This window comes from Falsiroseomonas sp. (assembly GCF_051860665.1).
Taxonomy (GTDB): Bacteria; Pseudomonadota; Alphaproteobacteria; order Acetobacterales; family Acetobacteraceae; genus Falsiroseomonas.
Genome location: NZ_JBHYDM010000014.1, coordinates 107,006 through 129,760, shown reverse-complemented (window position 1 = coordinate 129,760; position 22,755 = coordinate 107,006). Strand labels below are relative to the sequence as shown.

Sequence of the window (22,755 nt, the reverse complement as noted above, 5' to 3'; positions counted from 1 at the left end):
CAAACTCAAAGCCCTCGTCCGCGCCGAAGCGCCGCGCAACGTCGACGATCTCTGGACCACCATCGGCCAGTGCCTCGACCGCTTCCCCGCAGCCGAGTGCGCCAACTACCTCGCCAACTCAGGATATCCACGCCTGATGTGAAAATGCTCTAATCGCGATTAATTCAACAAGCTTAACCTATAGTAAATGTGATCGGGTTGTCCACACGCACAGGGGGAGTTTCCTCCGTCTCAACGGGCCCGCGCCCCTAGACGATCGCGGGAACCGCCTGCGCAGAAGGGCATCGCATCGGCCGGCGGGACGATTCTCCCGGCATGACCGCGGCGGCCTTCAGCAGGCGCCGGCAGTGAGGCTCAGCTGGCGCAGATATCCTCTGCGGGGCTCGGCTTGCTGCCCAGGCTGGCGATCAGGATATCCGCTGCCTCCGGGTCGAACTGCGTGCCGCTGCAGGCGGCCACCTCCGCCAGCGCCGCATGGCCATCGCGCGGCTGGCGATAGGCACGGCCGGGCTCGATCATCGCGACGAAGGCATCGGCCACCGCCACCGCGCGGGTCACCGGATGCAGGCTGCTGGAGCGGAGGCCACTGGGATAGCCGCCACCCTCCCACCGCTCGTGATGATCGCGCGCCGCGGCCACCACCACGGGGGGGAAGCCCAGGCGGCGCAGCACCTGCGCGCCGGTCTCCGGGTGCCGCCGCACCAGCTCCAGTTCCCGCGCATCGAGCTTGCGGTCGGAGGCGAGGGTGCTGGCCGGGATGAAGAGCTTGCCGATGTCGTGCAGCGCGCCGCCGACCAGCAAAGGCTCAGGATCGCCGAGCTGCTCGGGCGCATGCCGCCACATGGTGATCAGCACACGGGCGACGCGGATCGAATGGTCCGCGCTGGCCCCGTGATGGCGCCGCAACTGGCCCAGCAGGGCCAGGGTCGGCTCGATCTGCGTCGTCGAGGTCAGCAGGTTGCGCGCTTCCAGCCCGAAGGGGTCGCGCAGCCCGTTGGGGAAGCTGGGCGTCGGCATCCCGTCCATCCGTCCGCTCCAGTTCAGGGCCATGGGGTCAGGGGCGCGGCGCAGTGTGCATGCATGGTGGGTCTCGTCGGGCAGGGGTAGGACTTGTAGCAGGCGCGGCGGCACCGCGCTTTCGGCGAATCGGTGCGGGTCATGGCGGCAGGGCCTCGCGCAGCGCCTCGGCCAGCTCGCCACGGCGGAAAGGCTTGGACAGCAGGCGGATGCCACGTTCCTGCGTCGCCTCGCCGGCATCCGGCCGTGCCGTATAGCCCGAGATCAGCAGCGCCGGCAGGCCCGGCAGCAGCGCCCGCGCCGCCTCCACCAGCCGGCCGCCATCCATGCCGCCCGGCAGCACCACGTCGCTCAGCAGCAGGTCGGGGCGGGCCCCGTCGCGCAGCGCATCCAGCGCCTCGGCGGCGGAGACGGTGGCCAGCACGTCGTGGCCGAGATGGCGCAGCATGGCGGCGATGCCGGCGCGGCTGGCCGCGTCGTCCTCCACCAGCAGAATCTCCCGGCTCCGGGTCAGCGCCGCATGGGTGGTGCGGGTCGCGCAGGGCAGGTGCAGCAGCGCGCGGGTACCCTGGCCGGGCGCGGATTCGAGGTCGAGGCTGCCGCCACTGGCGCGGGCGAAGCCATAGACCGTGGACAGGCCCAGCCCGACGCCCCAGCTCTCCGGCTGGTCGGTGACGAAGGGCTCGAGGCAGCGCTCGGCCAGCGCCGGTGGCAGGCCAGGCCCGGTATCGGCCACGCAGAGGCGCAGCAGCCCGGCCTCCGGCGCCGGTCCGGCGGCGAGGCTCAGCGTGCCGCCCTGCGGCATGGCGCGCAGCGCGTTCAGCGACAGCTCCTGCAGCGCCGCCTCCAGCGCCGCGGGATCGGCCAGGACCGGCAGGGTATCCGATGCCACCGCCACCTCCACCCGGCATTGCGGGGCGAGCAGGCGCTGGCGGGCCGCCAGCCGTTCGAGCAGCGGGGCAACCTCCACCCGGCTGGCCTGCGGCGGCGCCCGGCGGGCGAATTGCAGCACGCGCGCGGTCAGCGCGGCGCCGCGCTCGCCGGTCTCGATCATCAGTCGGGCGGCCTCGGCGAGGTCCGGGCGATCGACCAGCATCTCGGCAAGGAATTCGGCATTGCCCAGCGACACGGTCAGCACGTTGTTGAAGTCGTGCGCCAGGCGCAGGCCGAGCCGCGCCGCGGCCTCCAGCCGTTCCTCCCGCAACCGGGGCGCGAGTTCGGCCGTCAGGTCGCGCATCCGCACCTCCAGCGCCTCCGGCGCCGGGCCGGCCCCCAGCCCCTCCACCGCCACCGCATAGTCGCGCCCCTGCGGCTGGTGGTGGAACAGGAACAGCCTTTCGCCCTCGCCGGCGAAAAGGCGGGTCAGCCGCGCCTGCAGCGGGCTGTCATGCAGTTCCGGCAGCAGGTCCCAGAGCACGGAACCCGTTGGCGGCGGGGTATCCGGCCCGCCCGACGGCAAGCCCAGCATGCGCGCGGCCGTGCCATCCATCGCCAGGATCCGGCCATGCCGGTCCAGGCGGAACAAGCCTGCCGCGCAGGATGCCGGCGGCTGCGCATCCCCCGCTGGCGGCCTGGCCGAAACCTCTGTTTCCATTCTCACATCCTGCCACCGGGTGCCGTCGTGCGGGCGACGGGAAGGGTAAGGAAAGGTGATCCGGCCCCGGCCCATCCTCGCCAGGCCGCGCCCGCCCGGCCGTGGAGGCGCGTCGGCCGGGCTACGGAGGGCCCTGCAAGCCCCGGATTGGCGGCTCGCCGCCATTGAAACAGATCTGGTTGCACCTGGGCGCATGACACAACCTACAGTTCGGCGGGCGCGCCGCCTACAACTTCGTACAAAAGCTGGATGGCCGTGCCGCGAGGCCGGGCGTTAACCAGGTTCCCATCGAAACGTATGCGAAGGGACCTTGGGATGATGCACCGCACTTCACCTATGCCGACCCTTCAGCGCATGGCCGCGGCGCGCCCGGGGAGGCGCCAGTTCCTCGCGGCCGGGCTTGGCGCCGGGCTCGGCGCCAGCGGCGCGGGCCTGCCGCGGCAGGCCGCCGCCGCCGCGGTGATCGGGGATTGGCTGGCTTTCCGCCGGCGCTTCCTGGATGCGGATGGTCGCGTGCGCGACACGGGCAATGGCGGGATTTCGCATTCGGAGGGGCAGGGCGCGGGCCTGCTCTTCGCCGTGCGCTTCGACGACCGGCCGAGCTTCGAGCGCATCCTGGCCTGGACACGCGCCGTGCTGCGCCGGCCGGACGACCAGCTGCTGGCCTGGGCCTATCGCCCCGGCGCGCCGATCCCGGTGCCGGACCTGAACAATGCCAGCGACGGCGACCTGCTGGTGGCCTGGGCGCTGGCCGAGGCGGCGGAGCGCTGGGGGCGGCCGGACTACCGGGCGCTCGCGGCCGAGATGGCGCGCGACCTGTTGCGGCGGGTGGTGCTGCAGCAGGGCGACCAGACGCTGCTGCTGCCAGGGGCGGAGGGCTTCCTGAAGCCCGATCATGTGGTGGTGAATCCCAGCTACTATATCACCCCCGCCTTTCGCGTCCTGGCGCGGCTGCAGCCCTCGCCGCAATGGCGGGCGCTGGAGGAGGATGGCCTGGCACTGGTGGACCAGGCACGCTTCGGCCGCTGGCGGCTGCCGGCCGACTGGGTGGCGCTGTCGCGGGGGGCGGCGCGGCCGGCGCCGGCGCAGGGCTGGCCGGCCCGCTTTTCCTACGATGCCATCCGGGTGCCGCTGAACCTGGCCTGGGGCGGGCACGCGCAGGCCGCGGCGCTGCGCGCGGCGGTGGATTTCTGGCAGGACCCGGCGCATGCGGCGCCGCCCGCCTGGGTGGACCTGCGCAGCAATGCGGTGGCGCCCTATCCCGCCGACACCGGCCAGCGCGCCATCCTGCAACTCGCCGCCGCCACCCTCGCGGGGCGCGGGCGGCCGGAGGCGCTGCCGGGCGTGGCGGAGGCTGCCGCCTATTACCCGGCTGTGCTGACCCTGCAGGCGCGGATCGCCTGGGCCGAGCGCGGCCTGACCGAAGGCGCCTGCGGGTCCGGGGCGCTGCTGGTGACCCAGCCGCCAGCCCCCGGCGCCGAGGCCGCCCCCGGCCGCTGGCTGCGCAGCATCTGGCCGGCGGCGCTGCGCATCGGCGGCTGAGGCGCGCGCACCGGCCCGGGCGGCGTATCGCCCGGACCGGCGGCGGCGTAGCCCGGCTATTGCGGCGTCACGATCAGCGCATTGCCGGTCAGCGTGACGGTGCCCGGGCCGGCGACGGTCACCGGGGTCTCGAGCGCCGACCAGGTCAGCGGATTGCCGCCGGTCACCGCGTCGAACAGGCCGATATGGGTCATCGTGCCGGCGGCGCCGGTGAAGGTGAAGCGGATCGCCTCGACATTCCGCTGCGGGCCGGTGCCGGTGAAGGTCGCGCGCTGCCGCGCATAGCCGGTGCCGGCAGGCTCCCCGGTCAGGCCGGCGGCATCGCTGCCGCCGGTGCCGAGCGCGGCGAAGACGGCGGTCGGCAGGGTGGGCAGCCGGGCGCAGAGGGCGCGGGCCAGCAGGTTCTTGGCGTGGTCGGTGAGGTCGGTCATCCGGTGAATCCTCGGGCGCGGGTTGAAGGGAAGGGTTGGTGGAAGCTCAGAAGCCGCCGAGCAGGGCTCGGAACAGCTCCGGCCCGGCGGGCGCCAGGCCGGGCGGCGTGGCGATCGCGGCATTGGCCGCGACCGCGACATAGGCGATGCCATCGAAGGTCTGCGGCGCGGTGCCGGGGGCGGGGATGAAGCCGCCGACGCGCGGATCGGCCGCCTCCGCCGGCGACTCCTCCGGCCCGTGCCAGCCAAGGCTGCGCAGCGCGGCCAGGCTCGCCTCCGGCGGGCCCAGCCAGCAGATCATGGTCCATTCGGTCATCGTCGGGTCCTTGGGTCCTCGGGGTCAGAGCGGCAGGGTGGTGACCAGGCCGGGCAGGGCGGCGTCCGGCACGGCGAAGGGCAGGAAGGCAAGGCTGCCGACCTGGCCGAAGAGCGCGGCGGTATTGGCGGCGTTGTTGCCGATGCGCAGCGTCGTCAGCCCGCTGGCCGGGCCATCCGTCACCACCTGCACGGTGCCGCCTTCCAGGCTGGCGGCAACCCGCCCGCCGCCGATCGCGAGCGCGGCGCGGAAGGGCGTGCCGGGGGTGATGCTGCCGAGGCTCGGGCTATCCGCCGCCGCACCCGCCAGCACGCGCCCGGCCACCAGCCCGCCGCCGGGCGCCAGGTTGCGCAGCGAGATGCGGTGGCTGTCCGTGCCATTGTCCAGCTGCAGCAGCGTCTGGTCCGCCTCCGCCGTCGCCAGCTGCGGCAGCAGGCCGGACCAGAGCAGGGTGCAGGCACCGCCCAGCCCCAGCGAGGCCAGTGCGACGCTGGCCAGGTCCGCGCCGCGGGTGCTGGCCGCCGGCGCGCCGGGGGCGGGCAGGATGGGGGTGGAGGCGAAGCCGCCGCGTTCCACCTGCGCACCCAGCACATCCAGCACCACGTCGTAGGCCTGGCCGGTGACCATGCTCATCTGCAGCGCCGGCTGGAGGAAGGCGATGGCCGCATCCGCCGGCAGCACGAAGCTGCGCTCGAAGCGGATGAGGTCACCGGTCGGCACCACGGCGCTGAGCGCGGGCGAGGACACCGACACACCACCCGCATCGCGGCAGATCATCCGCATGCTGATGGTGCCAGGCGTGCCCGAGACCAGCCGGAGCGAGGCAGAGAAGGTCCAGGACTGGCCCTGCGCCGCGGCTATCTGCGTCGTGCCCTCCAGCGCGAAGGTGCTGGAGGACCCGCTGGCCGTGCCCTCCAGCCGCAGCCGCGGGCCCTGCAGCCCGGCCTCGCTGCGCGGCTCGAGATAGGTGCGCGACAGGCCGCCGGCGATGACGCTGGTCCAGTTGGTCGGCAGCGCGCTGCTGCCCGGCGTGCCGCCCTCGCCGCGGGGATTGCGCAGCGCATTGCTGCGCTGGCCCTCCAGCAGCAGGCGCCGCGCCGGGCCGCTGAAGCGTGGCAGGTCGGCCAGCACCTCGGCGAAGGTCTGGCCATCCTCCTCCAGCACCGTGCTGCGGGAGGAGACCTGGGCGCGGGCCAGCGCCACGCCGGGCGGGAGCGCCGCCCGCATCGGCAGGTGGCGCCAGGGCGGCGCCAGCGAGCCGAGCGCGCTGAACAGGGGCGTCGACATCAGGGCGCCCCCGCGCCGGCCAGCATCAGCACCTTGGTCGTCCCGCCATCCGGGCTGAAGGCGAGCAGCGTGGCCAGCCCGCCAGCCCGGATCCTGGTCAGCCCGTCCGGGTTGGTCGGCGTCGTCGCGGTGAAGCCCGACATGGTGATGGCGAGATCGCTGGTGCCGCGATTGGCGACGAGGCAGGAGAAGCCATCGCCGGTCGCCGACCAGGCGATGCTGAGCGTGGTGCCGGTATTGGCGCTGACCAGCCGGCCGTTATGCGCGGCCAGCGTCAGCGCCGTGGCGCCGGAGGTGGCAACCACCGGCAGCCGCCGCGCGGTGAACTGCGCATCGACATAGCCCTTGGTCGCCGCCTGCAGCGTCGTGGTGGGGTCCGCCGGCAGCACCAGCGGGCCGGTCAGCGTCACGGTGCCGGTGGCGGAGATGCGGAAGCGTTCCGCGAGGCTCGCGCCGTTGCGCGTCTCCACCACGAAGGCGCCGGCCTCGGCGCCCGTCGTCACCGCCTCGCTGATGCCACCGGCGCGGGCGAATTCGGTCTCCGTCCCCGCCAGGTTGCGGCCGCTGAAGGCGACCTGCCCCAGCGCATGGCCCGCCGCCGGCGTGGTGGAGCTGCGGCGCAGCGTCATCTTCATCGGCGCCGTCATGGAGGAGGCGGCGCCGAGGACGATGCCGCCATTCGGATTGACGTCGACATCGCCGCCGATGGTGAGCGGCGCCGTCGCACCGGCGTCGAGGCTGAGGCGGTAGCTGATATTGCCGTCCTGATTCTCCAGGTCGAGCTCCGCGCCCAGCGCCTCCGACCTCCGGCGCAGCAGGGCGCTGGCCTGGTCGGGGGAGGAGCCGAGCGCCTGCAGGCGGTTGCCGACGAGTGCGATGCGGCCGAGGTCGGCGTTGGTCTGCGCCTCGAAGGTGGTGGAGCGGGTGTCGGAGGCGACGACGGAAAGACTGTCGCCGCTGCTGGCCAGGTAGACTCGCGCCGCCGGCAGGTCGCAGGCCACGAGCGTGAGGCCGCCGTCGAAGACCTCCACCGTGCGGCCGGCGCCATCGCCACCCACCATCACGCCGACGAACTGGTTGTCGCCCTGGGTGCTGGAGGTGGAGTTGACGCGGATGGCGGTGGCCTGGCTGCTGATGAAGCCGCCCACCCACTTGGTGCGGAAGGCCGTGCCCTGGATCAGCGCCCCGACCGTGAAGGGGTCCTTCAGGGACAGGCTGTCGTCGACGCTGCAATTGTGCAGCTGGATCGACTGCGCGCCGTTGCCCAGGTCGAAGCCGCGATCATAGCCGTAGCAGAAGCAATTGATGAATTCGGCGACGTCACTGACTTCGATCCGGAAGGCGGTGCCGAAGCGGCGGTTGTTCCAGACGGAGAGGGAGCCGCTGCCGGCCCAGCTGCCGGAGAAGGCGGAGCCCTGCAGGTCGATGCGCGTGCTGTCGATGACGGTGACGGTGAAGCGCCCATTGGCGGGCGGCACGCCACCGATGCCGTAGGTGTTCACCACGTCGCCGGTGACCAGGCCATGCGCCGTGGTGGTGGTGATCCGGACCGCGCCCGAGCCGTTGTTGGCCACGGCGGCAAGCGCCCGCTGGTACAGCGAGATGCCGCCGATATTGCCGGTCAGGAAGGGCCAGAAATGCACGTCGTGGATGCGGCTGATGTCGCGGGTATTGCTGAGATAGATGCCGTTGCGGTTGTCGCCGCGCAGCCGGCGCACGTTCAGGCGCTGGTTGTTGTCGGAACGGATCGCCAGGTCGAAGCCGAGGATCAGCAGGTCCTCGATCAGCGCATCGTGGTGGCCGCCGGTGGCGCCGCCCACCGTGATGGCGGTGCCCGCCATGTCGTTGCGCAGGTTCACGGCAGCGCGCAGCGAGGCGGGCGGCGCGCCCAGCCCGTCGCGCATCAGCGTCAGCGCGCGGAGCGTGCTGGCGCGCAGCACCTGGATGGTGCGGGCGGAGGACAGCAGCAGCGTGCCCGGGATATTGCGGTAGTCGGCGGAAGCGCGTTGCCCGCCGGGGAAGGAGCCGGGGCCTTCCAGGCAGACATTCTCCTTCAGCACGAGGTCGGCGCCAGTGACGCGGTAGCGACGCGGGCCAAGGCGGACGAGGCCGCCGCCCGCCGCGGCGGCGGCATCGATGGCGGCCTGGATGGCCGCGGCATCATCCGTGGTGCCATTGCCCACGGCGCCGAAGTCGCGGACATGGAACATGCGTTCCGCATGCACGCCCGCGGTGATCTGGGCGAAGGTGGCGCGGCGCGTTTCCGCCGCGGCACCGCTGCCCTGCACGATGGGCGCGATATCGGCGGCGGCGAGCGCCGCGGCAGCCGGAAGGTCTGAGATCTTGGCGTCGGCCATGGTGTGTTCGGTTCCGGATCGGGTGCGGGGAAGGGCGAGGGGAGGTCACGCCTCTGGCGTGCCGGCGTCTCAGACCAGCAGGCGGCTGCCATCCTCGATCAGCAGCGTGCCGCCGGCCTGCAGCAGCAGGCCGAAGGGCAGCGTGACGCTGAAGGCCGGCGAGACGGCGGCCACCGCGGAGTCGCTGGTGGAGACCACGCGCAGGCGGTAGCCGGTGCCGGGCGCCGGCGCCGGCAGGCTGGCGCTGGCAGCGCCGGCGGTGACGGTGGCGAGCGTCGGCCCGCGCACCGTGGTGCCGGCGGCGTCGTTGATGCTGAAGGCGACCTCGGTGACGGGGCCGGCGAGGGTGGCGGAGGCCTGCACCGTGCCATTGGAGAGGATGCCGGCGGCGAGCGGGCCCAGGATGACGGTCATCGCCACCGCGGTCGCGGTCTGCGTCACCGAGAAGGTCTGCCCCGCGGAGACATAGACGCGGAACGGCGCGGCGGCGCTATCCAGCACCAGGCCGGAGGCGACCACATCGCCCACCCGCACCGGCAGGAAGGAGACCGAATCGGAGGACAGCAGCACGATGATGTCCCCGGTTTCGAGCCGCGTCGCGGCGGGCTCGAAATAGCCAGGTGTCAGCGCATCGGCGCGGGTGTCGGGGGTGCGGTAGAGCCACATGGTGAAGCCGCTGTTGGTCACCAGCGGCACCAGTTCCGTGTTGTTGAAGGGCATGCATGGCCTCCGTTCGGATGCGCGTCGGGGCAGGGCGCGCGCGGCGGCGCGCCCCGGGGGGATGGGCGAAGAAGAAAAGCCTAGATCCAGGGCGCCGCGGGCCTTTGGGACTGGGAGCCGCCCCGTGAGGGCGGCAGGCAGCGCGAGGGGGATGAAGCTGGACGCAACTCGCCCCTTGGTGGGTGCTGACTACAGGCCCTGCAGGAACATGTCAAGAACAAATTCCTGGAGGCTTGGGTATTTCCGCCTCGGTGGCCGCGGCGAGGCCGGCGCCATCTTGCCGCCCCCCGGCAGCCCGCGCAGAAAAGCCGCCGCAAGGCGATCAGGGCGTGTTCACCGCCGCGCAAAACGCCTTAGCATCGCCCCGCTTCGAGAAGCGGGAGATTCCTGATGCTGCGTCGCCTCGCCCTGCTGGCCGCACCCTTGGCCGCCCTGCTCGTCACCCTGCCGGCGCCGGAGGTCCGGGCGCAGGAGCGGGTGGTGAACGTGTTCAACTGGAACGACTATATCGACCCCTATATGGTCCAGCGCTTCACGCGGGAGACCGGCATCCGCGTGCGCTACGACATCTATGACAGTCTGGAGACGCTGGAGGGCCGGCTTTCCGCCGGCCGGTCCGGCTACGACATCATCGTGCCGACCAGCGAGCCCACCTTCTCCCGCCTCGCGCGCGCCGGTGGGCTGCTGCCGCTCGATCGGGCGCAGATCCCCAACCTGGCGAATCTCGACCCCGCGCTGCAGGCACAGGTCGCGGCGTCGGACCCCGGCAACCGCTTCGGCGCGCTGTATCTCTGGGGCAGCATCGGGCTCGGCGTGAATGCGGCGCGCATCCAGGCGCTGGCGCCCGATGCGCCGATGGACAGCCTGCGCCTGATCTTCGACCCCGCCCATGCGCGACGCATCGCGCGCTGCGGCATCAGCATGATGGACAGCGCCTCCGACGTCATCCCGACCGTGCTGCGCTATCTGGGCCGCGATCCCAACAGCACCGATGCCGGCGACCTGCGGGAGGTGGAGCGCACGCTGATGGCGGTGCGCCCCTTCATCCGCAACTTCTCCACCGGCGGCACCATCGAGGCCCTGGCCAGCGGCCAGGCCTGCCTCGCCTTCGCCTATTCCGGCGATGCGATCCAGGCCGGCGTCAGGGCGCGGGAGGCCGATCGCGGCGTCGCCGTCACCTATGTGGCGCCGGCGGAAGGCGCGCAGCTCTGGTTCGACCTGCTGGCGATTCCGGCCGATGCGCCGAACCCCGAGAATGCGCATGCTTTCATCAACTTCCTGCTGCAGCCGGATGTGATGGCGGCCATCACCAATCACGTGCGCTACCCGAATGGCGTGCCGGCCAGCCGTGCTTCCGTGGCGGCCGAGGTGGCGGCCGATCCGGCGGTCTTCCCGCCCGAGGCGATGCGGCCGCGCTTCTTCACCATCGGCCCCGTGGCCCAGGCCGCGGAACGCGCGCGCAACCGCGTCTGGGCGCGCTTCAAGGCGGGCAGATGAGTTCTTCCGAACGGCCCGGCACGGCCGAGCCTTGGCGCGATCCGAATGCCGAACCCTTCCTGCGCATCGAGAAGCTGACCAAGCGCTTCGGCGACTTCGTCGCGCTGGATGAGGTGAGCCTGCCGATCTATCGCGGCGAGCTCTTCGCGCTGCTGGGCGGTTCGGGTTCGGGCAAGTCCACGCTGCTGCGCTGCCTTGCGGGCTTCCTGGAGCCCGATGCCGGGCGCATCGTGCTGGACGGGCAGGACATGGCGGGCGTCGCGCCCTATGCGCGGCCAGTGAACATGATGTTCCAGTCCTATGCGCTGTTTCCGCATATGACCGTCGCCCAGAACATCGGTTTCGGCCTGAAGCAGGAGGGCGCGGCGAAATCCGTCATCGCGGCGCGCGTGGCGGAAATGCTGGCCATGGTGAAGATGGAGGGGCTTGGCGATCGCAAACCCGCCGCCTTGTCCGGCGGCCAGCGTGCCCGGGTGGCGCTCGCCCGCGCCCTGGCAAAACGCCCAAAACTGCTGCTGCTGGATGAGCCGCTCTCGGCGCTCGACAAGAACCTGCGCGAGGCCACGCAGTTCGAGTTGATCAATATCCAGGAGCGCACCGGCACCACCTTCGTCATCGTCACGCATGACCAGGAGGAGGCGATGACCATGGCGACGCGGCTCGCCGTGATGGATCGCGGCACGCTGGCGCAGGTGGGCACGCCGTCCGAGGTCTATGAATTCCCCAATAGCCGCTTCACCGCGGAATTCCTGGGCACCGCCAATATCCTGGAAGGGGTGGTGGAGCGCGTGGAGGCCGAAGGCGTCCGCATCGGCAGTTCGGAACTGGATTTCGACATCCTGGCGGAGCCCGCGGCCAGCAAGCCGCTCGGCAGTCGCGTCTTCGTGGCGCTCCGCCCCGAGCGCATGCGGATCGAGCGCGTGGCGCCGGGCAGCGCGCTGGGCGACAACCGCCTGGTCGGGCGCGTGCGCGACATCGGCTATTACGGCGACTTCTTCGTCTATCACGTGGTGCTGGAGACGGGGAAGGAAGTGCGCGTCAGCCAGCCCAACCTGCGCCGCCGCACCGAACGCCCGGTGGATTGGGAGGATACGGTCGCCGTCACCTGGGATCGCCAGGCCAGCATGGTGCTGCCCGAATGACGCCGCGGGCGCGCCGCCGCCTGGTCCTCGCCTTGCCCTGGGCCTGGATGGCGCTGTTCTTCGTGGTGCCCTTCGCCTTCGTGCTCTCCATCGCCTTCGCCGAATCCAGCGAGGGCCTTCCGCCCTATGCGCCGCTGCTGCGCTGGTCGGGCGAGGCGACGGCGGTGCTGCAATTGAACCTCGCGAATTTCCAGCTGCTGCTGGACGATCCCTATTACCTCGACGCCTATCTCCGCAGCCTGCGCGTCGCCGCCGTCTCCGCCCTGCTCTGCCTTTTCGTCGGCTACCCCATGGCCCTGGCCATCGCGCGGGCGCCGGAGCATCGGCGGAACCTGTTGCTGATGCTGGTGATCCTGCCCTTCTGGACCAGCTTCCTGCTGCGCGTCACCGCCTGGATCGGCATCCTGCAGGACCAGGGCTGGCTGAACGGCGCGCTGCTGGCGCTTGGGATCATCGCGGAGCCGATTCCGCTGCTCTACACCGATGCGGCGATGTATCTCGGCATCACCTATTGCTACCTGCCCTTCATGGTGCTGCCGCTCTACGCCACGCTGTCGAAGCTCGATCCCGCGCTGCTGGAGGCGGCGGCGGATCTGGGCGCACGGCCCTGGCGCGCCTTCCTGCAGGTCACGCTGCCGCTCTCGCTGCCGGGAATCGTCGCGGGCTTTCTGCTGGTCTTCATCCCGGCGGTGGGGGAATTCGTGATCCCCGAATTGCTGGGCGGCCCCGGCGCACAGCTGATCGGGCGCGTCTTGTGGACCGAATTTTTCCAGAACCGCGATTGGCCGCTGGCCTCGGCGCTGGCCATCGTGCTGCTGGCAGCCCTCGTCGCGCCGATCGCGCTGTTCCAGTGGCGGGCCGGGCGATGAGGGGCATCGGCCGGCTGGCGATCCCGCTCGGACTCGGCTTCGCCTTCCTCTATTTGCCGATCCTGCTGATGGTCGTCTTCTCCTTCAACGACAGCCGCATGGTCACCAGCTTCACCGGCTTTTCCCTGCGCTGGTACGACAGCCTCTGGCGCAACGAGGTGCTGATGGCGGCCCTCGGCCTCTCGCTGAAGATCGCCGCCCTCTCCGCCACCATGGCGACCATCCTGGGGGTGCTGGCCGGCTTCGCCCTGGCGCGCTTCGGCCGTTTCCGCGGCCGCGCCGGCTTCGGCGCCGTCATGGCGGCGCCGCTGGTGATGCCGGAGGTGATCACGGGCCTGTCGCTGCTGCTGCTCTTCGTCGCCATGGAATCGGTCTTCGGCTTCCCCGCCGGCCGCGGTGCCAGCACCATCGCCATCGCCCATGCCACCTTCGGCGCGGCCTATGTCGCTGTCGTCGTGCAGTCCCGCCTCGCCGATTTCGACCTGAGCCTCGAGGAGGCCGCGATGGATCTCGGCGCCCGCCCCTGGAAGGTCTTTGGCGTCATCACCCTGCCACTGATCGCGCCGGGCATCGCGGCGGGCTGGCTGCTGGCCTTCACCCTCTCGCTGGACGATCTGGTGATCGCCAGCTTCGTCTCCGGCCCCGGCGCCTCCACCCTGCCCATGGTGATCTTCTCCACCGTCCGGCTCGGCCTGACGCCGGAATTGTATGCGCTGGCGACGGTGCTGGTGGCGGTGGTCGGCCTAGCCCTCGCCCTGGTGCTGCGGCTGATCCGCAGCCGGTGACGGCGGTCGCCATGGATTTACCATCGGTCAGGCCCAGATTGCGGCCATGCGCGCCCTGACCCTGCTGCTGCTGATCCTGCTCACCGCCTGCGCCGAACGCTGGGCCCGCCCTGGCACCTCGGAGGCCGAGGCGGATGCCATGAATGCCGCCTGCGGCGATGCCGCGGCGCTGGCCGTGCCGCCCGTGATGGTCTGGCAGCAGGTGGCCCCCGCCCGGGTGGAGCGGGAGCGGAACTGCTGGCGGGAGGGGGACCGGGAGCGCTGCCGGGTCACGGAACGCTACCGCCCGCCGCGCTACGACATGGTGGATATGGCCTCCGGCGCGCGGGACCAGCACCGCACCGCCTGCATGCGGGAGAAAGGCTTCGTCTTCCAGGGCTACCGGCCGCTCCGCCTGGAATAGGCTTCTTCCCTGTTGCAATTGCGGGTCCGTGGCGGTGGACGTGCCCGGCGGCGGGGTCTAGGAAAATGCCCGCGCGCCGCCCCAGCCTCCGGGGGCGGGCTGGGACGCCGGGAACCAACATGAACCTCATCGCCGATCGCCTGAACCGCATCTCGCCCTCGCAGACCATTGCCGTGACCGGCAAGGCGCGCGCGCTGAAGGCGCAGGGCCGGGACATCATTTCCCTCTCGGTCGGCGAGCCGGATTTCGAGACGCCCCGCAACGTCAAGGACGCCGCCATCGCCGCCATCGAGCGCGGCGAGACGCGGTATACGGACGTGGCCGGCACCATCGAGCTGCGCCGGGCGATCTGCCAGAAATTCAAGCGCGACAGCGGCATCGACTACACGCCGGACGAGATCCTGGTCGCCACCGGCGGCAAGCAGGTGATCTTCGACGCGCTGGTCGCCACCATCAATGCGGGCGACGAGGCCATCATCCCCGCCCCCTGCTGGGTCTCCTACCCGGATATCGTGGCCCTCGCCGAGGGCACGCCCGTCATCGTCCCCTGCGGCCCCAACCAGGGTTTCCGGATGACCGGCGAGCAGCTGGAAGCCGCGATCACGCCGAAGACCAAGTGGCTGATCCTGAACAACCCCTGCAACCCGACCGGCGCCGGCTACAATGCCGCCCAGCTCAAGGAGCTGACGGATGTGCTGCTGCGGCACCCGGACGTCTGGATCTTCTCCGACGATATCTATGAGAAGCTGGCCTATGACGGCATGAAGCCGGCCACCATCGTGGAGGTGGAGCCGCGCCTGAAGGACCGCACCGTCACCATGAACGGCTGCTCCAAGGCCTATGCCATGACCGGCTGGCGCATCGGCTTCGCCGGCGCCCCGGCCCAGCTGATCAAGGCGATGGACAAGCTGCAGAGCCAGTCCACCTCCAATACCAGCAGCATCTCCCAGGCCGCGGCGATCGAGGCGCTGACCGGCCCGCAGGACAGCGTCGAGGAGATGCGCCAGGCTTTCGAGCGTCGGCGCAACCTGGTGGTGGGCATGCTGAACAAGGCGGAGGGCATGCGCTGCCCGACACCCGAGGGCGCCTTCTACGTCTTCCCGGACGTGCGCGGCTGCCTCGGCAAGACCAGCGCCGGCGGCGTGAAGATCGACAGCGACGAGGCCTTCTGCCTGGCGCTGCTCGAGGAGAAGGGCGTGGCCGCCGTGCACGGCGCGGCCTTCATGTTCCCCGGCCATATCCGCATCAGCTACGCGACCGATGATGCGACGCTGACCGAAGCCTGCACCCGCATCCAGGACTTCTGTGCCGCGCTGAAATGACCTTCGTCTTCCGCCCCGCCACGCGGGCGGATTTCGAGTCGCTGCTGGACCTGTCCGTGCGCGTCATGCGGCCGCATCTGGAACGCGTCGGCCGCTGGGACCCGGCGCGCCGCCGCGCCCGGATGGAAGCCGCCTTCGCCGGCGGCGGGCTGCATGTGATCGAGCAGGCGGGCCGCCCGATCGGCTGCATCGGCCTGGAGCCGGGGGCGGAGGCTGTGGAACTGCACAGCCTGTACCTGGAGCCGGACTTGCAGGGCCAGGGCCTCGGCGCCGCCATCGTGGCCCAGGCCCTGGCACTTCACCCCGGCCGGCGCTTCGCCATCGAAGTGCTGAAGGACAGCCCGGCCCGCCGCTTCTGGGAACGCCAGGGCTTCGTGCTGATGGGGGAACAGCCATTCGACTGGGTCATGGCACGCCCGCCCACCGATTGAGCAGCGGGCCGTCCGGGACTAACTTGTGCTCCTTCGCCAGGAGTCAGTCGAAAAAATGCCCGCGCTTGCCAATCGCCTGAAGGATATCGAGCTTTCCGCCTCCGCGGTCATGACCGCCAAGGGGCGCGAACTGGCCGCCAAGGGCATCAAGGTCATCAGCCTGGCGATCGGCGAGCCGGATTTCGACACCCCCCGCCACGCCATCGACGCCGCCTACCAGGCGGCCCTCTCCGGCGACACGAAATATCCGCCGCAGGACGGCACCAAGGCGCTGAAGCAGGCGGTGCAGCGCAAGTTCAAGCGCGACAACAACCTGGACTACGCCATGGACGAGATCATGGTCTCGAACGGCGGCAAGCAAGTGATCATGAACGCCCTGCTCGGCACCTGCGATCCGGGTGACGAGGTGCTGATTCCGGCGCCCTTCTGGATCTCCTATGCCGATATGGCGAAGCTCGCCACCGCCAAGCCGGTGCCGGTGACCTGCCCGCAGAACAACGGCTTCAAGCTGCGGCCGGAGGATCTGGAGGCGGCGATCACGCCCAAGACGAAGTGGCTGATCCTGAATTTCCCCAATAACCCGACCGGCGCCGCCTGCTCGCGTTCCGAGATGAAGGCCCTGGCCGAAGTCCTGCTCCGGCACCCGCATGTCTGGGTGATGACGGACGATATGTATGAGCACATGGTCTATGACGGCTTCGAATTCTGCACGATCGCGGAGGTCGAGCCACGCCTGAAGGACCGCGTGCTGACGGTCAATGGCGTCTCCAAGACCTATGCCATGACCGGCTGGCGCGTCGGCTTCTGCGGCGGGCCGAAGGAGCTGATCGCGGCCATGGTCAATATGCAGAGCCAGCTCACCTCGGGCATCAGCACGGTGGGCCAGGCGGCTGCCGTCGCGGCGCTGGACGGGCCGCAGGACCTCGTGAAGGAGCGTGCGCTGATCTACAAGCAGCGCCGCGACCTGGTGGTGGAGATGCTGAACCAGGCGCCGGGCATCCAGTGCCACAAGCCGGAAGGCGCCTTCTACGTCTTCCCGAACATCGCCGGCTGCCTCGGCAAGACCAGCAAGGGCGGCCGGAAGATCGAGACCGATACCGACTTCGCCCTCGCCTTGATCGAGGAGGCGCATGTCGCGCTGGTGCAGGGCTCGGCCTATGGCATGAGCCCCTATGTCCGCATCTCCTACGCCACGGACACCGACAGCCTGCGCGAGGCCTGCATGCGCATCCAGGAGTTCTGCAAGGGCCTGGCATGACGCTCAGGCCCAGCACTCTGCGACCGGGTCGCGACGAGGACGCAGAGGGTTTCATCGCCCTCGTCGGCGATTGCTGGGCCGAATACCCCAACTGCGTCCTGGACGTGGATGGGGAGGTGCCGGAGCTCCGCGCGCTCGCGACCTATTTTGCCGAGGCCGGCGGCGCGCTCTGGGCGGCGGAACAGGATGGCCGGATCATCGGCATGGCGGCGACGCGGCCGCTCGGCGATGACCAGGCCTGGGAGATCTGTCGCGTCTATGTGGCGAAGGCCGCGCGCGGCACCGGCCTCGCGCAGCGCCTGCTGACGGCGGCAGAATCCCATGCGCGGGAGGCCGGCGCCGAACGCCTGGTGCTCTGGACCGATACGCGCTTCGAGGCCGCGCACCGCTTCTACGAAAAGACCGGCTATGTGCGGCAGGGCTCCATCCGCATCCTGGACGATGTCTCGAACAGCCTGGAATTCCGCTACACAAAACCGCTGCGCGGGCTGGTGGTGGAGGCGCTGGATGCAGCCGCCGCGGCCAGCGCGGAGGCGCAACTCGCGCGCATCCTGGTGAGTTGCGTGGCCGCCGGCGCCAGCGTGTCCTTCTTCCCGCCGCTGGCCCCCGCCGTGGCGCGGGATTTCTTCAAGCGCGTCTCGTCCGACGTGGCGCTCGGCAAGCGCGTGCTGCTGGCGGCCTGGGTGGATGGGGTGTTGGTGGGCACGGTGCAGATTGTACTCGACACGCCGCAGAACCAGCCGCATCGCGCCGATATCGCCAAGCTGCTGGTGGACCCCGCCGCCCGCCGGCGCGGCGTGGCCCGCGCCCTGATGCGCCGTGCCGAACAGGCCGCCCGCGGCCTCGGCCGGCGCCTGCTGGTGCTGGACACCGCGAAGGGGGAGGGGGCGGAGGCTCTCTACCGTGATCTCGGCTGGGTCGAGATGGGCGTAATCCCCGGCTATGCGCTCTGGCCGGATGGCAGCCCCTGCGACACGGTCTTCTTTTGGAAGAACGTCTGATGGTCACGGTGGACTGGGTGCGGCTGATGGCCGCCTACAACAGCGAGATGAACCGGCGCCTCTATGCCGCGGCGGAGACGCTGACGGAGGCGCAGCGGCGTGCCGATCGCGGCGCCTTCTTCGGCTCCATCCACGGCACGCTGAGCCATCTGCTCTGGGGCGATGCCACCTGGATGTTCCGCTTCGCCGGCTGGCCGGCGCCCGGCGGCGGCATCAAGGAAAGCGCCACGCTGCATCCCGAATGGCCCATGATGCAGGTGGCGCGCCGGAACCTGGATGCGCGGATCGAGGCCTGGGCCGCGGCGCTGCAGCCGGCCTGGCTGGAGGGCGAGCTCGGCTGGTTCAGCGGCGCCATGGGCCGCGACATCAGCCGGCCGCGCTGGGTGCTGGTGACGCATTTCTTCAACCACCAGACGCATCACCGCGGCCAGGCGCATGCCTTGCTGACGGGCTTCGGCGCCCGCACCGGCGACACGGACCTGCCCTTCATCCTGGAGGAGGCGCGCTTCGTCTGAGGCCAGGCGCCGAGACCCCACCCCGACCAGCCTTCGGCGTTGCAGCAGCGCCGCAACCCCCCCAGGCTGGTCGGGGCGGGGGCAATTCCGCCCTACCTCTCCAAGAACCCCTCCAGCGCCGCCAGAACCTCCCCCGGCGCCTCCTCCGCCAGATAGTGCCCCGAATTCACGCTGTGCCCGCTGACCGGCCCCTTCGCATACTCGCGCCACACCGCCAGCGGCTCGTACCACACGCCGATCTTGCCCTTCGCGCCCCATAGCGCCAGCAGCGGACATCCCACCTTCTGCCCCGCCGCGCGGCTGGCGCGATCATGCTCCAGGTCGATGCTGGTGGCCGCGCGATAATCCTCGCAGATCGCCATCACCGTGCCGGGCTGGTGCAGCGCCGCGACGTAGTCCGCGCGCGCCTGGGGCGCGAAGACATCGCCCTGCGGCCCGCGCGTGGTATGGCCGGTGAACCAGTCCTCCACATCCCGCAGAATCATGCGCTCCGGCTTCGGATGCGGCTGGGCCAGGAAGAACCAGTGGTGGTAGCCCATGGCAAAGTCCATGTTCGCCGTCTCGAAGTGATGCAGCGTCGGCACGATGTCGAGTAGCGCGAGCCGCTGCACCGCCTGCGGCGCATCCAGCGCCAGCCGATGCGCCACGCGCGCCCCGCGGTCATGCGCCACCACCTGGAATTGCTGGTGGCCCAGCCCCTGCATCAGCGCCAGCATATCGGCGGCCATGGCACGCTTCGCATAGGCGGCGTGATCCGCGCTGGGCGAGGGCTTGTCGGAGAAGCCGTAGCCGCGCAGGTCCGGGCAGACCACGGTGAAGCGCTTCGCCAGCTCCGGCGCCACAAGGTGCCACATGGCATGCGTCTGCGGATTGCCATGCAGCAGCAGCAAAGGCGGGCCCTCGCCGCCGCGCCGCAGCCGCAGCATCGCCCCGGCGCCGGCGCGGCGTTCCTCGACAAAGCCCTCGAACATGGGTCTTCCCCTTCCGCTTGACCGTCCCAGCTGACGCCCGCAGCCTGGAGGCAACAAGAGGGGGAAATCGCATGGAAGCCATCGGCCGCATCGGCTTCATCGGCATCGGGCGCATGGGCTGGCCCATGGCGCGCCGGCTGATCGAGGCCGGGTATCCTGTCGCGGTGCAGGATGCCGTGCCCGGCCGAGCGGCGGATTTCGTGCAGCGCCACGGTGGCACCGCCCCGGCCAACCCGGCGGATGGCGCCGACGCCCTCATCACCATGCTGCCCACCAGCCGCGACGTCTCGGCCGTGCTGGGTGCCATCGGCCCGTCGCTCAAACCCGGCGCCGTGGTGATCGAGATGTCCTCCGGCGAACCCTCCGCCACCCGTGCCCTGGCCGAGGGGCTGGCCGCGCGGGGCGTTGCCATGGTGGATGCCCCCGTCTCCGGCGGCGTGGCCCGGGCCGAGACCGGCGAGCTCGCCATCATGACCGGCGGCGCGGCCGAGGCGCTGGCGCGCGTGGACCCGCTGCTGCGCGCCATGGGCACCACCATCACCCGCTGCGGCGATATCGGCGCCGGCCAGGCGATGAAGGCGCTGAACAACCTGGTCAGCGCCGCGGGCTTTCTTGTGAGTGTCGAGGCGCTGCTGATCGGCAGTCGCTTCGGCCTCGACCCCGGCGTGATGGTCGATGTGCTGAATGCCTCCACCGGCATGAACAACAGCACCCAGCGCAAGCTCAAGCAGTTCGTGCTCTCGCGCAAATTCGACTCCGGTTTCGGTCTGGACCTGATGGTGAAGGACCTGACCATCGCCATGCAGGTGGGGCGCGAAACCGCCACCCCCGCGCCGCTGGCCGCGCAGACGCGGGAATTGTGGGCCGCGGCCGCCGCGCTGCTCGGCCCGGGCCAGGACCATACGGCCGCGGCCCGCTTCAGCGAGGCGCTGGCCGCCGGCCAGATCTCCGAGCAGAAGGGCTGAGGCGATGTGGCAGGTTCTTGCGCTGCGCTACGCGCATCACGAACGCACCGCCGCGGCCAATTTCATGGGCCCGGTGCCGGATGCGCATGAGGCGATGCCCATGGACTACTTCGTCTGGCTGCTGCGCGGGCCGGAGGGCAGGGAGATCCTGGTGGACACCGGCTACAATGCGGCCACCGCCGCCCGTCGCGACCGCCGCCTGCTGCGCCCGGTGGAGGACGCGCTGCGCGCCGTCGGCAGCGACCCGGCAAGAATCCGCGACGTCATCATCACCCATCTTCACTACGACCACGCCGGCAACCTGGACCTCTTCCCCAACGCGACCTTCCACATCCAGGACCGCGAGGTCGCCTTCGCCACCGGCCGCCACATGTGCAGCATCTGCATCCGCCAGACCTTTGAGGTGGAGGATGTGGTCCTGCTGATCCGCGCCCTCTATGCGGAGCGGGTGCAGTTCCATGACGGGGAAGGCGAGGTCGCCCCCGGCGTCACGCTGCACGGCATCGGCGGCCATTCGGACGGGCTGCAGATGGTGAAGGTAGCGACCGAACGCGGCCCGCTGGTCATCGCCGGCGACGCCAGCCACTACTACGCCAATATGGACCGCCAGATTCCCTTCCCGATCGTCTTCGACCTCGGCGCCATGATCCAGGGCTGGCGGAAGGCCCGGGTGCTGGCCGGGGGCGATGCCTCCCTGGTGATCCCGGGCCACGACCCGCTGGTGCGCCAGCGCTTTCCGGTTTCGGAGCTGGATGCCGAGGCCTGGCGCCTCGACCTGCCGCCTCACTCGTAGAGGAAGGAATAGGTCGCAAGCCCCAGCCCGGCCAGGGCGAAGAGCATGGAGATGATCGGCCAGCCCGGCTTCGGCCCGCGATGGCCGAACCACCAGTTCAGCGCGAAGGACCCGAACAGCGCCGCCGTCGGGTCCGACCAGTGGCGCGTCGTGAAGCCGCGCAGGATCAGCACCACCCAGGCGACCAGCGCCGCGAAGGAAAGCACCCGCCACAGCACTTCCAGGGCCGGATTGGGCAGGTGCAGGCCGAGCCGTCCGGAGACGGTGTGGATATAGGCCGCAACCGAGAGCAGCAGCGCGGCGATCATGAAGGCGGACATGCCGCCGATTGACCGCACCGGGGCGGGAAAGACAAGGCCCGCGAGAGGATATCGCCGATGACCCTGCTGTTCGAAGGCCCGCTGCTGGCCGACTACCACCAGTTCCTGCTCTGCGACGCCGTGGCCTGGCCGGATGCGCCGGTCTTCTGGCCGGAGGCGGTGCTGCGCGCCCGGCTGAACCTGGCACCCGGCATCCTTGTGGTGTCCACCCTGCGCAATATGCGGGTGCCGGTGCAGGTTCTTCTGCACGCGGCGCGCCCGGCGCTCGACCTCGCCGCCTTCGACCATGTGGCAGAGGCACCGCTGCTCGTGCCCAGCGGCCGCCTCGCCATTCTGGGCCTGACCGATGCGCGGGAGGGTGCGGCGCAGGCCGCGGTGCCGGCCGTGCCGCTGTGCGCGCTGGTCACCTTCGCCGGCCTCGGCACGCTGAGCGCCGATGGGCTGGAGGGGGCGGATCGCTACGATGTGCATCTTTTCCCGGGGACGGCGGCGGGCGTGACCGTGCTCCGCCAGTGGGAGGAGCGTTAACCCCGCACCGGCACCAGCAGCCGCAGCCCGAGGCCAAGGAACAGCGCCCCCGCCACCCCTTCCAGCCAGCGCGCATGGCGGTTCAGCCGCGCCGCGGCGCGCCCCGCGCCATGGATCAGCAGCCCATAGGCGGGCAGGGACATCAGCGGCACCAGCGGGCCCAGCAGGGCCATCTGCAGCCAGGCCGGGCCGCGTGCCGGGTCGACGAATTGCGGCAGGAAGGCCAGGAAGAACAGGATGACCTTGGGGTTGGTCAGGTTGGTCACGAAACCCTGCCGGAAGGCCGCGCCCACCGGCGCCGCCGGCCGCAGCGCCTCGCCCCCGCGCCAGGCCGCCCGCAGCGCGCCGGCCCCGAGCCAGATCAGATAGGCCGCACCCACCAGCCGCAACGCCTCGAACAGGGAAGGGGAGGCCGCGATCAGCGCCGCGACGCCGGAGGCGGCGAGCGCCACATGCACCAGCGCGCCGCTGACGATGCCCAGCATCGCCGCCCAGCCCCGCGCCACGCCACCGGCCAGGCTCTGGCCGATGACGAAGAGCATATCCGGCCCCGGCGTCAGGATCAGCACCCAGGCGGCGAAGAGGAAGCCCAGGAAAAGCTGCGGGTCGATCGGCATGGCGGCAGCCTGCGCCGCCCCGGCGCGGCGGGACAACGAATAGGCATGATCCGCCGCATCAGCCGCGCTGATGC

24 protein-coding genes are annotated in these 22,755 nt (G+C 70.8%); 14 read left to right on the top strand and 10 right to left on the bottom strand.

Features of this window, described 5'->3' with window-relative positions:
• Positions 1–354: 354 nt before the first annotated feature.
• A complete protein-coding gene (locus ACTIF1_RS15905) occupies positions 355–1,017 on the bottom strand; it encodes an HD-GYP domain-containing protein (protein ID WP_439597417.1) in 663 nt (220 codons plus the stop codon).
• A 139-nt stretch (positions 1,018–1,156) separates the two neighbouring features.
• Complete coding sequence (locus ACTIF1_RS15900; RefSeq protein WP_439597416.1) at positions 1,157–2,542, bottom strand: ATP-binding protein; 1,386 nt, start codon at positions 2,540–2,542, stop codon at positions 1,157–1,159.
• 405 nt (positions 2,543–2,947) lie between these two features.
• Between ACTIF1_RS15900 and ACTIF1_RS15895 the strand changes: the two genes are divergently transcribed.
• Positions 2,948–4,153, top strand: a complete 1,206-nt coding sequence (locus ACTIF1_RS15895) for a glycosyl hydrolase family 8 (RefSeq protein WP_439597415.1) — start codon at positions 2,948–2,950, stop codon at positions 4,151–4,153.
• A 56-nt stretch (positions 4,154–4,209) separates the two neighbouring features.
• On the opposite strand, the gene ACTIF1_RS15890 is transcribed toward ACTIF1_RS15895, so the two are convergent.
• From ACTIF1_RS15890 to ACTIF1_RS15870, 5 genes are all read right to left on the bottom strand, one after another.
• Positions 4,210–4,584, bottom strand: coding sequence for a phage tail fiber protein (locus tag ACTIF1_RS15890; RefSeq protein WP_439597414.1), 375 nt, complete (start codon positions 4,582–4,584; stop codon positions 4,210–4,212).
• A 46-nt stretch (positions 4,585–4,630) separates the two neighbouring features.
• Positions 4,631–4,900, bottom strand: a complete 270-nt coding sequence (locus ACTIF1_RS15885; RefSeq protein ID WP_439597413.1) for a hypothetical protein — start codon at positions 4,898–4,900, stop codon at positions 4,631–4,633.
• Between the two features lie 24 nt (positions 4,901–4,924).
• Positions 4,925–6,187, bottom strand: coding sequence for a phage head spike fiber domain-containing protein (locus ACTIF1_RS15880; RefSeq protein WP_439597412.1), 1,263 nt, complete (start codon positions 6,185–6,187; stop codon positions 4,925–4,927).
• On the bottom strand, positions 6,187–8,544 hold the full coding sequence (locus tag ACTIF1_RS15875) for a glycosyl hydrolase family 28-related protein (protein WP_439597411.1): 2,358 nt from the start codon (positions 8,542–8,544) through the stop codon (positions 6,187–6,189). Before ACTIF1_RS15875 ends, ACTIF1_RS15880 begins: the two co-directional genes overlap by 1 nt.
• Before the next feature lie 69 nt (positions 8,545–8,613).
• Positions 8,614–9,264, bottom strand: a complete 651-nt coding sequence (locus tag ACTIF1_RS15870) for a hypothetical protein (protein ID WP_439597410.1) — start codon at positions 9,262–9,264, stop codon at positions 8,614–8,616.
• A 390-nt stretch (positions 9,265–9,654) separates the two neighbouring features.
• On the opposite strand from ACTIF1_RS15870, the gene ACTIF1_RS15865 reads away from it, so the two are divergent.
• The 10 genes from ACTIF1_RS15865 (at position 9,655) to ACTIF1_RS15820 (ending at position 18,487) form a co-directional block, all read left to right on the top strand.
• A complete protein-coding gene (locus ACTIF1_RS15865) occupies positions 9,655–10,761 on the top strand; it encodes a polyamine ABC transporter substrate-binding protein (RefSeq protein WP_439597409.1) in 1,107 nt (368 codons plus the stop codon).
• A complete protein-coding gene (locus ACTIF1_RS15860; protein ID WP_439597408.1) occupies positions 10,758–11,903 on the top strand; it encodes an ABC transporter ATP-binding protein in 1,146 nt (381 codons plus the stop codon). The genes ACTIF1_RS15865 and ACTIF1_RS15860 overlap by 4 nt, the downstream gene beginning before the upstream one ends.
• Positions 11,900–12,772, top strand: a complete 873-nt coding sequence (locus ACTIF1_RS15855; protein ID WP_439597407.1) for an ABC transporter permease subunit — start codon at positions 11,900–11,902, stop codon at positions 12,770–12,772. The genes ACTIF1_RS15860 and ACTIF1_RS15855 overlap by 4 nt, the downstream gene beginning before the upstream one ends.
• A complete protein-coding gene (locus ACTIF1_RS15850; protein WP_439597406.1) occupies positions 12,769–13,557 on the top strand; it encodes an ABC transporter permease subunit in 789 nt (262 codons plus the stop codon). The genes ACTIF1_RS15855 and ACTIF1_RS15850 overlap by 4 nt, the downstream gene beginning before the upstream one ends.
• A gap of 46 nt (positions 13,558–13,603) precedes the next feature.
• Positions 13,604–13,960: a hypothetical protein gene (locus ACTIF1_RS15845; protein WP_439597405.1), complete on the top strand. Its 357-nt coding sequence runs from the start codon at positions 13,604–13,606 to the stop codon at positions 13,958–13,960.
• Positions 13,961–14,079: 119 nt separating this feature from the next.
• Entirely contained in the window at positions 14,080–15,282 is a 1,203-nt protein-coding gene (locus ACTIF1_RS15840) for a pyridoxal phosphate-dependent aminotransferase (protein ID WP_439597404.1), read from the top strand.
• On the top strand, positions 15,279–15,713 hold the full coding sequence (locus tag ACTIF1_RS15835; protein ID WP_439597403.1) for a GNAT family N-acetyltransferase: 435 nt from the start codon (positions 15,279–15,281) through the stop codon (positions 15,711–15,713). The genes ACTIF1_RS15840 and ACTIF1_RS15835 overlap by 4 nt, the downstream gene beginning before the upstream one ends.
• A gap of 55 nt (positions 15,714–15,768) precedes the next feature.
• A complete protein-coding gene (locus ACTIF1_RS15830; protein ID WP_439597402.1) occupies positions 15,769–16,971 on the top strand; it encodes a pyridoxal phosphate-dependent aminotransferase in 1,203 nt (400 codons plus the stop codon).
• Entirely contained in the window at positions 16,968–17,972 is a 1,005-nt protein-coding gene (locus ACTIF1_RS15825) for a GNAT family N-acetyltransferase (RefSeq protein WP_439597401.1), read from the top strand. The genes ACTIF1_RS15830 and ACTIF1_RS15825 overlap by 4 nt, the downstream gene beginning before the upstream one ends.
• Complete coding sequence (locus ACTIF1_RS15820; RefSeq protein ID WP_439597400.1) at positions 17,972–18,487, top strand: DinB family protein; 516 nt, start codon at positions 17,972–17,974, stop codon at positions 18,485–18,487. The genes ACTIF1_RS15825 and ACTIF1_RS15820 overlap by 1 nt, the downstream gene beginning before the upstream one ends.
• 92 nt (positions 18,488–18,579) lie before the next feature.
• On the opposite strand, the gene ACTIF1_RS15815 is transcribed toward ACTIF1_RS15820, so the two are convergent.
• Entirely contained in the window at positions 18,580–19,458 is an 879-nt protein-coding gene (locus tag ACTIF1_RS15815; RefSeq protein ID WP_439597399.1) for an alpha/beta fold hydrolase, read from the bottom strand.
• Positions 19,459–19,529: 71 nt separating this feature from the next.
• On the opposite strand from ACTIF1_RS15815, the gene ACTIF1_RS15810 reads away from it, so the two are divergent.
• Both ACTIF1_RS15810 and ACTIF1_RS15805 read left to right on the top strand, forming a co-directional pair.
• Positions 19,530–20,423 (top strand): NAD(P)-dependent oxidoreductase, encoded by an 894-nt coding sequence (locus ACTIF1_RS15810; protein ID WP_439597398.1) that lies wholly within the window; start codon positions 19,530–19,532, stop codon positions 20,421–20,423.
• A 4-nt stretch (positions 20,424–20,427) separates the two neighbouring features.
• Positions 20,428–21,216, top strand: a complete 789-nt coding sequence (locus ACTIF1_RS15805; RefSeq protein WP_439597397.1) for an N-acyl homoserine lactonase family protein — start codon at positions 20,428–20,430, stop codon at positions 21,214–21,216.
• On the opposite strand, the gene ACTIF1_RS15800 is transcribed toward ACTIF1_RS15805, so the two are convergent.
• Entirely contained in the window at positions 21,207–21,536 is a 330-nt protein-coding gene (locus ACTIF1_RS15800; protein WP_439597396.1) for a hypothetical protein, read from the bottom strand. The two genes, ACTIF1_RS15805 and ACTIF1_RS15800, sit on opposite strands and share 10 nt — an antisense overlap.
• 57 nt (positions 21,537–21,593) lie before the next feature.
• Between ACTIF1_RS15800 and ACTIF1_RS15795 the strand changes: the two genes are divergently transcribed.
• Positions 21,594–22,064, top strand: coding sequence for a hypothetical protein (locus ACTIF1_RS15795; protein WP_439597395.1), 471 nt, complete (start codon positions 21,594–21,596; stop codon positions 22,062–22,064).
• Here the strand turns inward: ACTIF1_RS15795 and ACTIF1_RS15790 are convergent.
• Positions 22,061–22,681 carry a LysE family translocator gene (locus tag ACTIF1_RS15790; RefSeq protein WP_439597394.1) on the bottom strand — a complete coding sequence of 207 codons (621 nt, stop codon included), beginning with the start codon at positions 22,679–22,681 and terminating at the stop codon, positions 22,061–22,063. The genes ACTIF1_RS15795 and ACTIF1_RS15790 overlap by 4 nt on opposite strands.
• Between the last annotated feature and the right edge of the window lie 74 nt (positions 22,682–22,755).

Excerpts from the sequence above, each read along its gene's own strand:
- ACTIF1_RS15905 (WP_439597417.1), bottom strand. The coding sequence starts at position 1,017 with ATGCCGACGCCCAGCTTCCCCAACGGGCTGCGCGACCCCTTCGGGCTG.
- ACTIF1_RS15895 (WP_439597415.1), top strand. The coding sequence starts at position 2,948 with ATGCCGACCCTTCAGCGCATGGCCGCGGCGCGCCCGGGGAGGCGCCAG.
- ACTIF1_RS15890 (WP_439597414.1), bottom strand. The coding sequence starts at position 4,584 with ATGACCGACCTCACCGACCACGCCAAGAACCTGCTGGCCCGCGCCCTC.
- ACTIF1_RS15885 (WP_439597413.1), bottom strand. The coding sequence starts at position 4,900 with ATGACCGAATGGACCATGATCTGCTGGCTGGGCCCGCCGGAGGCGAGC.
- ACTIF1_RS15880 (WP_439597412.1), bottom strand. The coding sequence starts at position 6,187 with ATGTCGACGCCCCTGTTCAGCGCGCTCGGCTCGCTGGCGCCGCCCTGG.
- ACTIF1_RS15875 (WP_439597411.1), bottom strand. The coding sequence starts at position 8,544 with ATGGCCGACGCCAAGATCTCAGACCTTCCGGCTGCCGCGGCGCTCGCC.
- ACTIF1_RS15870 (WP_439597410.1), bottom strand. The coding sequence starts at position 9,264 with ATGCCCTTCAACAACACGGAACTGGTGCCGCTGGTGACCAACAGCGGC.
- ACTIF1_RS15865 (WP_439597409.1), top strand. The coding sequence starts at position 9,655 with ATGCTGCGTCGCCTCGCCCTGCTGGCCGCACCCTTGGCCGCCCTGCTC.
- ACTIF1_RS15860 (WP_439597408.1), top strand. The coding sequence starts at position 10,758 with ATGAGTTCTTCCGAACGGCCCGGCACGGCCGAGCCTTGGCGCGATCCG.
- ACTIF1_RS15855 (WP_439597407.1), top strand. The coding sequence starts at position 11,900 with ATGACGCCGCGGGCGCGCCGCCGCCTGGTCCTCGCCTTGCCCTGGGCC.
- ACTIF1_RS15850 (WP_439597406.1), top strand. The coding sequence starts at position 12,769 with ATGAGGGGCATCGGCCGGCTGGCGATCCCGCTCGGACTCGGCTTCGCC.
- ACTIF1_RS15845 (WP_439597405.1), top strand. The coding sequence starts at position 13,604 with ATGCGCGCCCTGACCCTGCTGCTGCTGATCCTGCTCACCGCCTGCGCC.
- ACTIF1_RS15840 (WP_439597404.1), top strand. The coding sequence starts at position 14,080 with ATGAACCTCATCGCCGATCGCCTGAACCGCATCTCGCCCTCGCAGACC.
- ACTIF1_RS15835 (WP_439597403.1), top strand. The coding sequence starts at position 15,279 with ATGACCTTCGTCTTCCGCCCCGCCACGCGGGCGGATTTCGAGTCGCTG.
- ACTIF1_RS15830 (WP_439597402.1), top strand. The coding sequence starts at position 15,769 with ATGCCCGCGCTTGCCAATCGCCTGAAGGATATCGAGCTTTCCGCCTCC.
- ACTIF1_RS15825 (WP_439597401.1), top strand. The coding sequence starts at position 16,968 with ATGACGCTCAGGCCCAGCACTCTGCGACCGGGTCGCGACGAGGACGCA.
- ACTIF1_RS15820 (WP_439597400.1), top strand. The coding sequence starts at position 17,972 with ATGGTCACGGTGGACTGGGTGCGGCTGATGGCCGCCTACAACAGCGAG.
- ACTIF1_RS15815 (WP_439597399.1), bottom strand. The coding sequence starts at position 19,458 with ATGTTCGAGGGCTTTGTCGAGGAACGCCGCGCCGGCGCCGGGGCGATG.
- ACTIF1_RS15810 (WP_439597398.1), top strand. The coding sequence starts at position 19,530 with ATGGAAGCCATCGGCCGCATCGGCTTCATCGGCATCGGGCGCATGGGC.
- ACTIF1_RS15805 (WP_439597397.1), top strand. The coding sequence starts at position 20,428 with ATGTGGCAGGTTCTTGCGCTGCGCTACGCGCATCACGAACGCACCGCC.
- ACTIF1_RS15800 (WP_439597396.1), bottom strand. The coding sequence starts at position 21,536 with ATGTCCGCCTTCATGATCGCCGCGCTGCTGCTCTCGGTTGCGGCCTAT.
- ACTIF1_RS15795 (WP_439597395.1), top strand. The coding sequence starts at position 21,594 with ATGACCCTGCTGTTCGAAGGCCCGCTGCTGGCCGACTACCACCAGTTC.
- ACTIF1_RS15790 (WP_439597394.1), bottom strand. The coding sequence starts at position 22,681 with ATGCCGATCGACCCGCAGCTTTTCCTGGGCTTCCTCTTCGCCGCCTGG.